Origin of the sequence: Oscillibacter sp. CU971 (assembly GCF_905219725.1) — a bacterium.
Lineage (GTDB): Bacteria > Bacillota > Clostridia > Oscillospirales > Oscillospiraceae > Oscillibacter.
In genome coordinates, this window is the sequence record NZ_CAJMXG010000064.1 from 1 (window position 1) to 14,265 (window position 14,265).

Sequence of the window (14,265 nt, forward strand, 5' to 3'; positions counted from 1 at the left end):
TTCACCACCGGGAGCAAGCGGGGCCTGGACACAAGGGTATCACTCAAACAGGCGTTAGCGGCCCAGGGCTTCAAAGGCGGCACCAGGGGCGATACGGAGTGGAGCCAGTGGGTACGCTCTGAAAAGGAACAGCTTGCCGCTGTGATGGAGCGCCACGGGATAGAGTGGGAGAACAAGGGCACCCACGACAAGCACCTGTCTGTGATGGACTACAAGAAAGAACAGCGGGCCAAGGAGATTGCCGAGCTGGAGGCAGTCAAGGCCAAGAAGCAAAGTCAGGTGGAGCGGCAGGAACAGCGGCTAAAGGAACTGGCCCCGGCTATGAGGAACATGGAGCAGTTGGCGGCGCAGTTCTCCAACGACCCGGAGCGGATATTGCCGGAGCCGGGGCTGCTGGAAAGTGCCAAGTCCTACCGGGAGAAGAAAGCCAAGCCCCTGTTGGCGCAGATCGTCAAGGTGCTGCGCTCTTTGTATCGGGCCTATGTCGAGTTGAAAAGGAAGTATGAGCGGTTGCAGGNGGACTATGGACGGGCGAGAGAGGGCAACGAGCGGTTGTCTGACCGCTTGCAGGAGGTGAAGATGGAGAACAAGTCCCTGCGGGGGACGGTTGCCGACTTTGAGCGGGTGAAGCGGGCTTTCGGCCCGAAGGAAGTAGAGCGGGCCGTGGAGGACGCAAAGCGCCTGGAGGCACAAGAGCAGGAGCAGAAGAAAGCAAAGCGGAGGTTTAGCCGGGGGGCGAGGTAACGGACAGCGGGAGGGCGCTCCAACGGGATGCCCTCCCGTTTTGTACTTGTCAGCGGGTGATTTTACTGTTATAATGAGAATGATAAACTGTAATTTTATTAAATGTCATTGGAGGTGTCCCATTTGAAAAGCATCAAAGTAAAATGGCCTTTTATCGCTGTTATTGGTGTACTTCTTTTTATGGCCGTATGGTTAGGCACATATGGAATTAACAAAACGATTGATAAGACTATAAGCGTAGATGTATATGAAGACGATGATTGGTCCAATATAACATCTTCCATTAAAATTGCAGGTAATCTTAGGAAAACATTATTTTCTACCAGTTTTGTTGGAACTTTTGCCATTGAGTATTATGAACCGTCATGCAGAGATGGGGTAGAAGTAAAAATTGATTGGCAGGGCAATGACTATCAAAATATATCATTCTATTATGCGGGTAATTTTTCCCGCCTGGATGTCCAAAAGATTGATATAGATAAAGATATGAACAGTATGATGATTATATTGAAAGACGGAACAATCATTGCATCGCCAGACTATTACATATCTACAAAAATCCGGAATGAGTATAAGGGATAATTTGACAGCTTCCAGTTTATCATGGGGGCTATTGATGAACACCCTGGGAAAAGCGGGGGAATGTAGTTGCATTTNCCCGCCTTTTGTGCTATTATTAAAGTCGTAAACCGCCAGAGAAAAAGCAATATGCTCTGCCTCCCGTTATCATCGTTGATAACAATTTGATAACAGCCCATCGTATAGGCTGGATAATATGGATATATCAAATAATCAAAAGAACAGGGCATCATATTTCTAAAGCAAAATCCGTTAGAATATGATACCCAGCAACGAGTGGGAATGAATTAAAAAAATAAGAAAATCACATACATGCACGATTTAGGTTTGTTTTCGAGTCTTGGCGAAGCCTGGATCGCGGTACTGCGCACCATTTACCAGCAGGGAGCCGCTGCGGCCTATACGGACAACGCCGGAGAGCATGCCAACGCAAAAGAGGTCTTTGGATTAGCCTTTGCCGTCTCAGACGCGGCTCTCCCAGACGCCATCATAGAGCGGCACAAGGTCCAAGAGGAATACGACTGGATGGTCCGAAATTTCACGGTTCAGGAGCACGTCAAGGAGCTCCACAATGAAACTTCCTATGCCTCTCGCCTATTCTCCTACATGGACCAAAAGGACCAGCTGCAATGGGTAATCCACCGCCTGAACGAAAATCCCCACACGCGGTCCGCCACNATTACCACCTTCGAGCCTTTGACCGACGAGGGCTGCATCCCCTGCGTCAGCCTGCTGGACTTTCAGGAGGAGTCAGGAAACCTCAATCTCACGGTTTACGGCCGCGCCTTGGATTTCGGNTGCAAGGCCTACATCAATCTTGTGATGCTTGAGACTATCCTGCAAACCGTTTCCGAAAAGACGGGAATGCCTCGAGGGCGTTTGACGCTGCTGGTCAAGTCCGCCCACTATTACCGCAAAGACGAAGCCAAAGTGCATGGCATTTTAAAAGCCGAGGGCGCTGTTTAGGCCTTGTTTGAAACATGGCAAAACGCCGTCTATGGGCATCTTTTTCCGCCAGGACTGCGTTGATTTGACTTGAAATCCGTCAGGCTTCCCGCGTCAAATCGCCTTGCCTGGCAAAAAAATCTGCCCCAATCCGGCATTCCGCCAATTTTCAAACAAGGCCTAAGCCCCGGCTCATCAACTCAGGAGGACGCCGCCCTATGCGAATGCGGAAAAAGAAAAACCTGATTNCCCGGATGGAGCGCTGCGCGGACCGGCTCATCCGGGACCCCTACGACCGCCCCGGCCATTGGCGGGATCTGATGCCCCAGGCCCGGGAGGTCCACCTGGAGCTGGGCTGCGGCAAGGGCCGCTTCACCGCCGGCACCGCCGCCGCCCAGCCGGACGTGCTGTNCCTGGCNGTGGAGATGGTGCCCGACGCNATGGTGGTGGCCATGGAGCGCTGCGTCAGCGCGGGCCTTTCCAACGTCTGGTTTATCAGCGCNAACGCGGACCAGCTCCCCTATTTCTTCGCACCCGGCGAGGTGGACCGCATCTACATCAATTTCTGCGANCCCTGGCNCAGNGGCCGCCACGCCAAGCGGCGGCTGACCCACGGGAACTTTTTGAAGCTCTACCGCCAGGTGCTGAAAATGGGCGGGCAGATTCATTTCAAAACGGACAACCAGCCCCTCTTCGAGTTCTCCGTGGAGGAGCTTCCCCAGTTCGGCTTTGCTCTGTCGGAGGTCACCCGGAACCTCCATGAGAACGGCCCCGTGGGGGTCATGACGGACTATGAGGCCAAGTTTTATGGACTGGGCCAGCCTATCAACCGCTGTGTGGGCACCATGACGGAGTGGGACGCACCCTTCCCCACCACCTTCCGGGCGGTGAAAAACCAGTGGCTGGACGCCTTCGCCGGGGACGTTTCGGAAGCGGACCTGGGAAAGTATGTGCTGGCGGAGGGAAATTACCTCTGGCACATCTTCTCCTGGAAGCTGGTTCCCTGTCTGGAGGGCGGCGGCGCCCGGGACGCCCTGGCGGCCCTGCCCGCCGGGAAGGCCTATCTCTTTTATGAGGGAAAGTGGAACGGCCTTCCCTACGTGAAGCCGGAGGAGCTGCCNTTGGCGGCGNANNTTTTTNNGGACCTCNACGACGTCTACCTGGTGGACAAGGATTTCACCTGGANCTATGTCCACACCCATGAGGAGGCCTGCGGGCCCTACTTCTGCCGGGCCGGGACTTAAAAATGCCGCGCCGCCGGAATCACCTGCGCAAAAAAGGACTTCGGAATCCCTTCCGAAGTCCTTTTATTGTCTCTCAAAAATCCGGTTACGCCTTCTTGGCGATCTCAGTGAGCTGGGTGAAGGCGGCGGCGTCGCTGACGGCCAGCTCGGCCAGCATCTTCCGGTTGATCTCCACACCGGCGGTTTTCAGGCCGTGCATAAAGGTGGAGTAGTTCATCCCGTTGAGCTTGCAGGCGGCGGAGATACGGGTGATCCACAGGGAGCGGAAATCACGCTTCTTCAGCTTGCNGCCGGTGTAGGCGTAGCTCAGGGACTTCATGACGGCCTGATTGGCCACCCGGAAGTGCTTGGACTTGGAGCCCCAGTAGCCCTTCGCCAGCTTCATGATNTTATTTCTTCTCTTGCGCGTCATCATCGCGCCTTTGACTCTAGCCATGTTTCAAAAGCCTCCTTTTCTTACTTGTAGGGGATCATCTTGCGGATGGCGTCCACGTTGGTGGCNTCGGCATAGCCGCCGCTGCGGAGGCGGCGGGTCCGCTTGGTGTCCTTTTTGGTCAGAATGTGGCTTTTAAAGGCTTTGGCGCGTTTGACCTTNCNGGTCTTGGTGAGGTTGAATCTCTTTTTTGCGCCGCTGTGGGTCTTCAGTTTCGGCATGACGATTGACTCCTTCCGTGTTTTTGAACTTACAAAGTGTTTACTTGCCGGCCTTGGGGGAGAGGAAGATGGACATCATCCGCCCCTCCAGCTTCGCGGGCCGGTCCAAATTGGCAATCTCAACGCACTGCTCGGCAAAGCGGGTCAGCAGGTCCCGTCCGATATCGGTGTGCGCCATCTCGCGGCCGCGGAAACGGACAGAGACCTTGACCCGGTTGCCGTCGGCAATGAACTTCTGGGCATTCCGGAGCTTCGTGTTGAAATCCCCGATGTCAATGCCCGGAGACATCCGAATCTCCTTGATCTCCACCACATGCTGGTTCTTCCGGNCCTCTTTCTCCCGCTTGCTCTGCTCAAAGCGGAACTTCCCATAGTTCATCAGCTTGCAGACCGGGGGTTTGGCCTGGGGCGAAATCTTGACCAAGTCCAGATTCTGTTCCTCGGCGATGCGCAGGGCCTGCATGGGGGCCATAATGCCAAGCTGCTCGCCCGCGGAGCCGATCAGACGGATCTCCTTGTCGCCGATACTCTCGTTCAGTTCATGCACTTGCTTACTAATGGTCAAAGCACCTCCATCCTAAAAATCACAAAACGCGGACACCGCAAGGCATCCGCGCGACAACGAACCGCCGGGGACGGCAGCTCGGAAAAATCGTTCTTGACCTCTTCGCGATGCGCTGGAGGTGAGGCGGATGCAGTCAGCCTTCTTTGTTTTGCCAAATCAGTATATCAGCCCCCCGCCGGTTTGTCAACAAAGATTTTTCTCCTTTTTGAATATTTTTCAAATCCGGCGGCAAGAATAACCTCTGAACTCACTGGAGGGTGCCTTCAAATCGGCGTCCCGCCGGAGCGGCCAGGCGATTTCAAGACGCCCTTCGGAGGCGAAAGGAGGTGTTCTCAATGGAGAACCGGAACAACCAGAACGAGCGCGAGCAGAATCAGCAGAACAACCAGAAGGAGCAGCGCCAGAACCAGAAGGAAAACCGCAAGTAAGCTCCTCTTTTCCCAAAACAGGCGGCAGGTCTTTGACCTGCCGCCTGTTTTCACGCGTTCTCCTCCCGCTCCGGCGGGAGGCCCACCTCCGGCATTAACTCCCGGTCGACGATCCGGAGCATCTCCTCCAGCTTNNCGCATTCTTCCGAGGTGAAGCGGGCGGCCNCCCGGTCCATCACCATCTCGATATAGTTCCGGGACACATTGTAGTAATCCAGGTACTTCTGGGTGACCTCCAGGTGATACTCCCNCCGNTCGCTGGCGGACTGGNNCTTGCGGACGTACCCCTTTTTCACCAGGCTGTTGACCTTATAGGCCGCGTTGGGCGGGGAGATGCGCATANAACCGGCAAACTCATTCACGGTGGGACGGCCCAAGGCCTGGATGGACTCCATGCAAAAGGTCTCCACGGTGGTCAGGCTGGCCTCCCGGTCCTGAAAGCGCCGGAAAATCTCCTGATAAAAGTGCAGCTTGAATTTCNAATACACGCTGTTGAACGCCTGCTCCAGCATGGCCCTTCCTCCTTCCGCGGCAGTTTTTCCTCCCCTATTATAACCGGGCCGCCGGAAAAACGCAACGGACGCTTTTTTACCCGATAGCAAAGGTCAACTCCGCCGTCACGGCCGTCTCGCCGTCCACCCTGGCGGTGCACTCCCCCACGCCAATGGGGCCCTTCTGCCGGGTCAGGCGGCACTCCAGCTCCACCACGTCCCCGGGGACCACCTGGCGCTTGAACCGGGCGTCCTTCACCCGGCCCAGGAAGGCCAGCTTCCCCCGGTTCTCCGGCAGGGCCAGCACCGCCACGCCCCCCACCTGGGCCAGGGCCTCGATGAGGAGCACGCCGGGCATCACATGCTTTTGAGGAAAGTGGCCCTGGAAGAAGGGCTCGTTGACCGTGACGCACTTTACGCCCTTGGCCCACTGGCCCGGCTCGCCGTCCACAATTTTATCCACCAGCGCAAAGGGGTAGCGGTGGGGCAGGATCGCGGCAATCTGGTTGGAATCATACTGCATGGCCATCGCTCACGCCTCCCACTTTTTAAATAACAGGCAGCCGTTGTGCCCGCCGAAGCCCAGGGAGTTGGACAGGGCGCAGCGGATATCCGCCTCCCGGCCCTGATTGGGCACAACGTCCAAATCACATGCCGGGTCCGGAACCTGGTAGTTAATCGTGGCCGGGAGAAATCCGTCCTTCAGCGCCAGGGCGGTGAAGATGGCCTCCACGGCCCCCGCCGCCCCCAGCATATGGCCGGTCATGGACTTGGTGGAGCTGACCGCCAGCTTGCGGGCGCGGTCCCCGAACACCGTTTTGATGGCGGCGGTCTCCCCCGCGTCGTTTAAGTGGGTGGAGGTCCCGTGGGCGTTGATGTAGTCCACTTCCTCCTGCCTCACGCCGCCGTCGGCCAGGGCCAGGGCCATGGCCTCCGCGCCGCCGCTGCCGTCGGGCCGGGGGGCGGTCATGTGATAGGCGTCGCAGGTGGCCCCATACCCGGCGATTTCCGCGTAGATTTTCGCCCCCCGGGCCAAGGCGTGGTCCAGCTCCTCCAGCAAAAGCACGCCCGCGCCCTCTCCCATGACGAAGCCGCTGCGCTCCGCGTCAAAGGGGATGGAGGCCCGGCTGGGGTCCGTTGACTGGGACAGGGCCTTCATGGAGGTAAAGCCCCCCACGGCCAGGGGCGTCAAAGCCGCCTCGCTGCCGCCGCAGAGCATTGCCNCGGCATAGCCGTCCCGGATATAGCGGAAGGCGTCGCCCACGGCGTTGGTCCCTCCCGCGCAGGCGGTGACGGGGCAGGTGCACATCCCCCGGAAGCCCGCGTCGATGGCCACCCGCCCGGCGGCCATGTTGCAGATGCCGGTGGGGATGAAGAAGGGGGACACCCGGTCCCAGCCCTTGGCCAGGCCCCGGTCATGCTCCTCCTCCGTGATGGCGATGCCGCCGATACCGCTGGAGACAGAGACGCCGCAGCGTTTCGCGTCGGCGTTTTCCACCCGGAAGCCGCTGTCCGCCAAAGCCTCCCGGGCGGCGGCCAGGGCGAACTGGGTAAAGCGGCCCATCCGCTTGGCCTCGGGCTTTCCGAAGAGGGCGCCGGGGTCGAAGCCCTTGACCTCGGCGGCAAGCTGCACCTTCATCCCGGCGGGATCATAGGCGGTGATGGGCCCCACGCCGCAAACGCCCTCNCGGACGGCCCGCCAGCTCTCCGGCACGGTGAGGCCCAGGGGCGTGACGGCCCCCAGGCCGGTAATCACGACTCTTCGTCGTTCCATAGTCAAACCTCCCATTACATTGACATGCCGCCATCCACGGCCAGCACCTGGCCGGTGATGTAGGCGGCGTTATCGCCGGCCAGGAACCCGACGGCCCGGGCCACGTCCTCCGGCGCGCCCAGGCGGCCCATGGGGATGCTCCCCTGGGCGGCGGAACGGGCGGACTCGGACAGGGCCGCGGTCATGTCCGTCTCGATGAAGCCCGGGGCCACGGCGTTGACCGTCACCCCCCGGGAAGCCAGCTCCTTGGCCAGGGACTTCGTCATGCCGACGATCCCCGCCTTGCTGGCGGCGTAGTTCACCTGCCCGGCGTTGCCCCGGAGGGCCACCACGGAGCTCAAATTCACGATGCGGCCATAGCGCTGTTTCAGCATCAGCCTGGAAACGGCCTTCATGCAGAGGAAGGCCCCCTTCAAATTGGCGGCGATAACCGCGTCGAAGTCCTCCTCGCCCATGCGCATAATCAGATTGTCCCGGGTAACCCCGGCGTTGTTCACCAGAATGTCGATTCTTCCAAACGCCTCAACCGCGGACTTTACCAGCGCGTCCACCTGGGCGGCGTCGGACACGTCGCACCGGACCGCCAGGGCCTTGGCCCCCAGGGCCTCCACGGCTTGGACGGTCTCCTGGGCCGCCGCCTCGTTCCCGGCGTAGCAGAGGACCACATTGGCCCCTCCCGCCGCCAGCTCCAGGCAGACGGCCCGGCCGATGCCCCGGCTTCCGCCGGTGACGACGGCGGTCTTTCCCTCGAACTTCATCATCCGTTCTCCTTTACCAGCCCTTCCAGGGCCTCCACGTCCGCCGGGCTCTCCACGGCGTAAACCGGGAGGCCGGGAACGGTTTTCTTCACAAAGCCGCTGAGGGCCTTCCCCGGCCCGATTTCCACCAGGGCGTCCAGGCCCAGCTCCGCCATGCGGCGGATGGTGTCTTCCATAAAGACGCTGCTCTGGACCTGACGGACCAGCAGGGCGGGAATGGAATCCTCCGCCCCCTTCTCCCGGCCCAGGCAGTTGTAGAGGACGGGAATTCCGGGCGCTTCAAAGGGCNCGTTCTGGAAATACCTCTCCAGCGCCTCCCCGGCGGGCTTCATCAAAGGCGTATGGAAGGGGCCGCTGACCTTCAGGGGGAGACAGCGCTTCGCGCCCTGTTCCTTCGCCAGGGACGCGGCCTTCTNCACCGCCGCCTTGTCCCCGCCAATGACCAGCTGGCCGGGGCAGTTGTAGTTGGCAATGACCACGGTCCCCAGGTCCGCCGCCGCCTCACAGGCCCTTTGCAGCGGCTCCCGGTCCAGGCCCAGGACGGCCGTCATGGCGCTGTCTTGGCCTTTTGCGGCCTCCTCCATGGCCTTCCCCCGGAAGGCCGCCAGGCGGACCGCCGTCTTTGCATCAAACACTCCGGCGGCGTGAAGGGCGGAGTACTCCCCCAAAGAGAGGCCCGCCGCCACGGCGGGGACGATCCCCTTTTNCCGCAGCACCGCCGTCAGCCCGGCGGCGAAGGCCACCATGCAGGGCTGGGTATAGCGGGTCTGGTTCAGTACGCCCTCCGGGTCCTCAAACGAGGTCCTCCTCAGGTCAAAATCCANCTCCGCCTGGGCGGCGTCCAGCACCTGCCGGANGGNGGGATAGGCNTTGTACAAATCCGCCCCCATGCCGGGGTGCTGGCTGCCCTGTCCGGCGTATAAGAAACCGAGCTTCATGGCGCGGTCCTCCATTCGTTTAAAATCTGGTCCATCTGCTCTTTGACCGTGGAAAGCGTGTTGACCTCCCCGGCGTTGGCCCCGCAGAAGAAGAGGCCGTTTTCCCAGTCCCCCTCCACGGCGGCAATCAGCGCCTTGGAAATGCAGTAGGGGGCGGTCTTGCAGTCACAGGCGGCAAGGCAGCGGTCGCAGCGGGTGATTTTCGGCTGCGTTCCCGCCTCCACCCGCCGGATCAGCGGGCTTCTCAGGGCCCGGCCCGGCATGCCCACGGGGCTCTGGACAATGGTGACGTCCTCCGCCTCCGCGTCCAGCAGAGCCTGTTTATAACCGGAGCTGGCGTCGCACTCCTCCGTGGCGATGAAGCGGGTGGCAAACTGGACTCCCGCCGCGCCCTGGTCCATGTAGCGGCGCAGCTCCGCCCCGCTCTTCACGCCCCCGGCCACAAAGACCGGGATATCCCGCCCGTACTTCTCCCGGAAGGGGGCCAGGGCTTCCAGCACCTCCGCCAGCAGGGCGGACAGGGGGCGGGGCCGTCCCGCCTGGGCCTCCCGGGCCTCCTCGGGGGAAAAGCCCAGGTGTCCCCCGGCCAGGGGGCCCTCCACAACCACAAAGTCCGGAACCCGGCCATAGCGCCGGTCCCACAGCTTGCAGATCAAGGCGGCGGACCGGCCCCCGCTGACCACCGGGGCCAGGGCCGCGTCCTCGTTTCCCACCTCCGCCGCCAGGCCCGGCAGATCCTTGGGAAGGCCCGCGCCGCAGACCACCGCGTCCACCCCCGCCCGGAGGGCGGCGCGCACGCTGTCGGCGTACTGGGCGGCGGCTACCATGACGTTCACCGCCACCAATCCCGCGCCCTTGGCAATCTCCTTTGCCCTGCCAATCTGCCGGGCCAGGGCCCGGAGGTTGGCCTCCCGGGGATTCGTCGAAAAATCCACTTCCCGGAAGCCGCAGAAGGCGGCGGACAGGGTGCCCATGCCCCCNAGCGCGGCCACGGCTCCCGCCAGCCGCTCCAGGCTGACGCCGATGCCCATGCCCCCCTGGACAATGGGGAGCTCCAGGGCCTTCCCCCGGATCGTCACCGCCATTCCTGGTGCACCTGTTCCAGAACGGCCTTTCCGCCGTTGTACAGCTCCTCAAAAATCTGCCGCAGGGGCCGGATTTCGTGGACCATTCCGGCCACCTGGCCCATCATGACGCTGCCGCGGTCCACGTCGCCCTCCAGCACCGCCCGGCGGAGGCCGCCGATGGTAACGGTTTCCAGCTCTTCCAGCGTGGCGTTCCGCTTTTCCAGGGCCAGGTACTCCCGGGCCATCTTGTTTTTCAGCACCCGCACCGGCCCGCCGATGGAGCGGCCCGTGACGGTGGTGTCGCTGTCCTTGGCCTTCAGGACCGCCTGCTTGTAGTTTTCATGAATGGGGCACTCCGGGCTTGCCAGCAGGCAGGTGCCCACCTGGACGCCAGCGGCCCCCAGGGCCAGGGCCGCCGCCATCTGCCGCCCGTCGGCGATGCCGCCGGCGGCGATGACGGGCACGTCCACCGCGNCGATGACCNGGGGCACCAGGGCCATGGTGGTCATCTCCCCCACATGGCCCCCGGACTCCATGCCCTCGGCCACGAAGGCGTCCACGCCGTAACGGCTGAGCCGCTTTGCCAGCACCGCCGCCGCCACCACGGGGATAACCTTGATTCCGGCTTCCTTCCAGGCGGGGATGAACTGGCCGGGGTTTCCCGCGCCGGTGGTGACAACCTGCACGCCCTCGTCCAGAATCACCTGGGCGATGCCGGCGGCGCAGGGGTTCATCAGCATCAGGTTCACGCCAAAGGGCTTATCGGTCAACTCCCGAGCCCGGCGGATCTCGCTCCGCACCCGGTCCGCATCCCAGGCCCCGGTGGCAATCATGCCCAGGGCCCCGGCGTTGGAGCAGGCGGCGGCGAACTCGCCGGTGGCCACGTTGGCCATGCCGCCCTGGATAATGGGGAACTCGGTCCCCAGGATTTCGTTTAATTTTTTCACAGTATGTCTCTCCCCTCACGCGAACTCAATCAGGCATCCTCCCCAGGTCAGGCCGCCGCCGAAGCCCACGGCCAGAATCCGGCTGCCGGGGCCGATTTTTCCCTGCTCCCGGAGCTCGCTGAGGACCAGGGGAATGCTGGCGGCGGAGGTGTTGCCGTATNCGGCGATGTTNTNATAATACTTCTCCGGCGGAATGCGGTATTTCCGCACCACCAGGTCGATGATCCGGGCGTTGGCCTGGTGGAAGACGAAGAAGTCCACATCCTNCACGGTCCGTCCCGTCTTTTTCAGCACCTGGTCCACGCACCAGGGCACCGCCTCCACGGCGAACTTGAAGACCCGGGTGCCCTCCATGGAGATGAGGCCGGGCTCCCCCGCCCCCGGGCCTGGGAGGCGGAGCAGCTCGCCGCTGCCGTGACAGCCCATGATGGAGGAGATGGAGGGCCAGCCCTCCCGGCACTCCACTACGGCGGCCCCGGCTCCGTCCCCGAAGAGGATGCACGTCCCCCGGTCAGACCAGTCGATGCAGCGGCTCAGGTTTTCCGCCCCCACCACCAGTCCGAATTTCCGGGGGGAGGCGTTCAGCAAACACTCCATGGTATGGAGGGCGAACAAAAAGCCGCTGCAAGCCGCCCCCAAATCGAAGCAAAGAATATCCTCCGGAAGCCCCAGCTCCCGCTGGAGCGTACAGGCGGCGGAGGGGACCATGGTCTCCGGGGTCACCGTGGCCACGATGCAGGCCCCGATTTCCTCCGGCGAGACTCCCGCGTCCGCCAGGGCCCGGCGGGCCGCCTGGGCGGTGATGGCGGAAAAGGTCTCCTCCCCGGCGCAGTGGTGCCGGGTTTTGATGCCGGTACGGCTGGAAATCCACTCGTCGTTCGTCTCCACAAGCTTCTCCAGGTCCCGGTTGCTCACCAGCTTCCCGGGCACCCCCCGGCCGGTCCCCCGAATTTTGATTCCGTTCATGACTCCTCCTTCGGGGGCACGCCCATTTTCCTGAATTTTTGATAACGCTTTTCCGCCAGGCTTCCACCGCTCTCCTTTAAAAGCGCCGCCAGGTGGCGGCTTAAGGCGCGGTCCAGCTCCTGGAACACAAGCTCCGGGGCCAGGTGGGCCCCGCCCTCCGGCTCCGGGACCACGTCGTCCACGATCCCCAGGGCCAGCAGGTCCGGGGCGGTGAGCTTCATCAGGTCACAGGCCTCCGCGTGCCGCGCCGCGTCCTTCCAGAGGATGGAGGCGAAGCCCTCCGGGGAGAGAATGGCGTAAACCGCGTTCTCCAGCATCAGCACCCGGTCGGCCACACCCAGGGCCAGGGCCCCGCCGCTGTTGCCCTCGCCGGTGATCACGGCGATGACCGGCACCGTGAGGCGGCTCATCTCCATCAAATTCCGGGCGATGGCCTCCCCCTGTCCCCGTGCCTCGGCCTCCAGGCCGGGATAGGCCCCGGAGGTGTCGATAAAGGTGAGCACCGGGCGGCGGAACTTCTCCGCCTGCCGCATGAGGCGNAGGGCCTTCCGGTAGCCCTCGGGCCCCGGCATGCCGAAGTTGCAGCGGATGCTCTCCTCCGCCGTTTTCCCCTTCCGGGTGCCGATGACGGTGACGGGCCGCCCGTGGTACAGGGCGATTCCCCCTAAAATGGCCGGGTCCTNCCGGCAGAGGCGGTCCCCCTTCTGCTCGAAAAAATCGGTGAAGAGGGCGCCGATGGTATCCNTAATATTGGGCCGCTGGGGGTGCCGGGCCGCGGCAACCCGCTCCGCGGCGGTAAGCCTGCTCATGGGCGGCCTCCTTTCTCGTGAAGCCGCAGAAGGCGGCTCAGGGTCTCCCGGAGCTCTCCCCGGGGGACCACCGCGTCCACAAAGCCGTGCTCCTCCTGGTATTCCGCCCGCTGGAAGCCCTCCGGCAGCGTCTCGCCGATGGTCTGCTGAATCACCCGGGGCCCGGCAAAGCCGATTAAGGCCCCCGGCTCCGCCAGGATGATGTCACCCAGGGAGGCGAAGCTGGCGGTGACGCCGCCGGTGGTGGGGTCCGTCAGGACGGAGATGTAAAGCAGCCCCTTCTCCGAAAACCGGGCCAGGGCGGCGGAGGTTTTCGCCATCTGCATCAGAGACAAAATGCCCTCCTGCATCCGGGCCCCGCCGCTGGCGGAGAAGAGGATCAAGGGCAGCTTGTTTTTCGCCGCGTACTCAATGGCCAGGGTGATCTTCTCCCCCACGGCGGCGCTCATACTGCCCATGAAAAAGCGGCTGTCCAGCACGCCCGCCACGCACTTCCGCCCGCCGATGGTTCCGGTGGCGGTGACGGCGGCCTCCGTGAGGCCGGTTTTCCGCTGGGCCAGGCGCTGCTTCTCCCGGTAGCCGGGGAAGGACAGGGGATCGGCGGCGGGGAGCTTTTCGTTCAGCTCCCGGAAGCTGCCGGGGTCCAGAATGGTACTGAGCCGGTAATAGGCCCCGATGGGGAAGTGATAGCCGCAGAGGGGGCAGACGGAGAGATTCCCCGCCACGTCCTTCCGCTGACTCTCTCCGCCGCACTTGGGGCAGGCCACCAGCTGGTCCCCCGGGACGTAGCTGTCCCGGATGGCCTTCATGGCCAAAAGCCGGGCCCGGCGCTTGGCAAAGATGCTGCTCATGCCTCCGCCTCCTTCTCCTCCACCCGGCGGCTGAAGTCCAGCAGCTCCGCCAGGNGCGCGTCCAAAAAGCCCGTGGTGCACCGGCCCNNGACGNAAACGGGGTGGAATAAAATCTCATAGGACAGCTCCGCGTTGGTGGGGAAGCCCTCCAGGGTGAATTCCTCCAGGCAGCGGCGGAGCTTGCGGATGGCCTCCAGCCGGGTGGCCCCGTGGGCCAGGACCTTGGCGGCCAGGGAATCGTAATAGGGGGACATGGTGCAGCCGTTGTAGAGGCAGGAATCCACCCGGACCCCCGCGCCGCCGGGGAAGTGAAGGAACTCCACCTTGCCGGGGCAGGGGCGGAAGTCCCCGTGGGGGTCCTCGGCGTTGACCCGGCACTCCATGGCGCAGCCCCGGATCGTTATGTCCTCCTGCCCCATATCCAGAGGCAGGCCGGAGGCAATCCGAAGCTGCTGGCGCACCAGATCCACCCCGGTGACCAGCTCCGTGACCCCGTGCTCCACCT

Annotated in this window: 16 protein-coding genes and 2 pseudogenes; 4 read left to right on the top strand and 14 right to left on the bottom strand. The window is 62.5% G+C overall.

Annotated features, from left to right (window positions below; genetic code table 11):
* From JX325_RS06480 to trmB, 4 genes and pseudogenes are all read left to right on the top strand, one after another.
* A pseudogene (locus JX325_RS06480) lies at positions 1 to 744 on the top strand (recombinase); the annotation flags it as partial.
* 123 nt (positions 745 to 867) lie between these two features.
* Positions 868 to 1,326, top strand: a complete 459-nt coding sequence (locus tag JX325_RS06485) for a hypothetical protein (protein WP_204790342.1) — start codon at positions 868 to 870, stop codon at positions 1,324 to 1,326.
* Between the two features lie 309 nt (positions 1,327 to 1,635).
* On the top strand, positions 1,636 to 2,289 hold the full coding sequence (locus JX325_RS06490) for a thymidylate synthase (protein ID WP_204790343.1): 654 nt from the start codon (positions 1,636 to 1,638) through the stop codon (positions 2,287 to 2,289).
* 197 nt (positions 2,290 to 2,486) lie between these two features.
* Complete coding sequence (trmB, locus tag JX325_RS06495; protein ID WP_204790344.1) at positions 2,487 to 3,512, top strand: tRNA (guanosine(46)-N7)-methyltransferase TrmB; 1,026 nt, start codon at positions 2,487 to 2,489, stop codon at positions 3,510 to 3,512.
* 85 nt (positions 3,513 to 3,597) lie between these two features.
* Here trmB and rplT read toward each other — a convergent pair whose 3' ends face one another.
* From rplT to JX325_RS06565, 14 genes and pseudogenes are all read right to left on the bottom strand, one after another.
* A complete protein-coding gene (gene rplT / locus JX325_RS06500; protein ID WP_204790345.1) occupies positions 3,598 to 3,948 on the bottom strand; it encodes a 50S ribosomal protein L20 in 351 nt (116 codons plus the stop codon).
* Between the two features lie 20 nt (positions 3,949 to 3,968).
* Complete coding sequence (gene rpmI / locus JX325_RS06505) at positions 3,969 to 4,166, bottom strand: 50S ribosomal protein L35 (RefSeq protein ID WP_204790346.1); 198 nt, start codon at positions 4,164 to 4,166, stop codon at positions 3,969 to 3,971.
* 40 nt (positions 4,167 to 4,206) lie between these two features.
* On the bottom strand, positions 4,207 to 4,731 hold the full coding sequence (infC, locus tag JX325_RS06510; RefSeq protein ID WP_243413958.1) for a translation initiation factor IF-3: 525 nt from the start codon (positions 4,729 to 4,731) through the stop codon (positions 4,207 to 4,209).
* 478 nt (positions 4,732 to 5,209) lie between these two features.
* A complete protein-coding gene (locus tag JX325_RS06515; protein WP_204790347.1) occupies positions 5,210 to 5,671 on the bottom strand; it encodes a MarR family transcriptional regulator in 462 nt (153 codons plus the stop codon).
* 76 nt (positions 5,672 to 5,747) lie between these two features.
* Positions 5,748 to 6,173, bottom strand: a complete 426-nt coding sequence (gene fabZ, locus JX325_RS06520; RefSeq protein ID WP_204790356.1) for a 3-hydroxyacyl-ACP dehydratase FabZ — start codon at positions 6,171 to 6,173, stop codon at positions 5,748 to 5,750.
* Between the two features lie 9 nt (positions 6,174 to 6,182).
* Positions 6,183 to 7,424, bottom strand: a complete 1,242-nt coding sequence (gene fabF, locus JX325_RS06525) for a beta-ketoacyl-ACP synthase II (protein ID WP_204790348.1) — start codon at positions 7,422 to 7,424, stop codon at positions 6,183 to 6,185.
* 14 nt (positions 7,425 to 7,438) lie between these two features.
* Positions 7,439 to 8,182 carry a 3-oxoacyl-[acyl-carrier-protein] reductase gene (gene fabG, locus JX325_RS06530; protein WP_204790357.1) on the bottom strand — a complete coding sequence of 248 codons (744 nt, stop codon included), beginning with the start codon at positions 8,180 to 8,182 and terminating at the stop codon, positions 7,439 to 7,441.
* Positions 8,182 to 9,120, bottom strand: coding sequence for an ACP S-malonyltransferase (gene fabD, locus JX325_RS06535; protein ID WP_204790349.1), 939 nt, complete (start codon positions 9,118 to 9,120; stop codon positions 8,182 to 8,184). Before fabD ends, fabG begins: the two co-directional genes overlap by 1 nt.
* The gene (locus tag JX325_RS06540; RefSeq protein WP_204790350.1) at positions 9,117 to 10,205 is read right to left on the bottom strand and encodes a nitronate monooxygenase family protein; all 1,089 of its coding nucleotides are present in this window, start codon (positions 10,203 to 10,205) and stop codon (positions 9,117 to 9,119) included. The genes fabD and JX325_RS06540 overlap by 4 nt, the downstream gene beginning before the upstream one ends.
* The gene (locus JX325_RS06545; protein WP_204790351.1) at positions 10,196 to 11,134 is read right to left on the bottom strand and encodes a nitronate monooxygenase; all 939 of its coding nucleotides are present in this window, start codon (positions 11,132 to 11,134) and stop codon (positions 10,196 to 10,198) included. The genes JX325_RS06540 and JX325_RS06545 overlap by 10 nt, the downstream gene beginning before the upstream one ends.
* Before the next feature lie 15 nt (positions 11,135 to 11,149).
* Positions 11,150 to 12,100: a 3-oxoacyl-ACP synthase III family protein gene (locus tag JX325_RS06550; RefSeq protein ID WP_204790352.1), complete on the bottom strand. Its 951-nt coding sequence runs from the start codon at positions 12,098 to 12,100 to the stop codon at positions 11,150 to 11,152.
* The gene (locus JX325_RS06555) at positions 12,097 to 12,909 is read right to left on the bottom strand and encodes an acetyl-CoA carboxylase carboxyltransferase subunit alpha (RefSeq protein WP_204790353.1); all 813 of its coding nucleotides are present in this window, start codon (positions 12,907 to 12,909) and stop codon (positions 12,097 to 12,099) included. The genes JX325_RS06550 and JX325_RS06555 overlap by 4 nt, the downstream gene beginning before the upstream one ends.
* On the bottom strand, positions 12,906 to 13,760 hold the full coding sequence (gene accD, locus JX325_RS06560; protein ID WP_204790354.1) for an acetyl-CoA carboxylase, carboxyltransferase subunit beta: 855 nt from the start codon (positions 13,758 to 13,760) through the stop codon (positions 12,906 to 12,908). Before accD ends, JX325_RS06555 begins: the two co-directional genes overlap by 4 nt.
* A pseudogene (locus JX325_RS06565) lies at positions 13,757 to 14,265 on the bottom strand (acetyl-CoA carboxylase biotin carboxylase subunit); the annotation flags it as partial. The pseudogene JX325_RS06565 and the gene accD, both read right to left, overlap by 4 nt.

Coding starts and splice junctions, on each gene's coding strand:
- fabG (WP_204790357.1), bottom strand. CDS start 8,182: ATGAAGTTCGAGGGAAAGACCGCCGTCGTCACCGGCGGAAGCCGGGGC.
- accD (WP_204790354.1), bottom strand. CDS start 13,760: ATGAGCAGCATCTTTGCCAAGCGCCGGGCCCGGCTTTTGGCCATGAAG.
- fabZ (WP_204790356.1), bottom strand. CDS start 6,173: ATGCAGTATGATTCCAACCAGATTGCCGCGATCCTGCCCCACCGCTAC.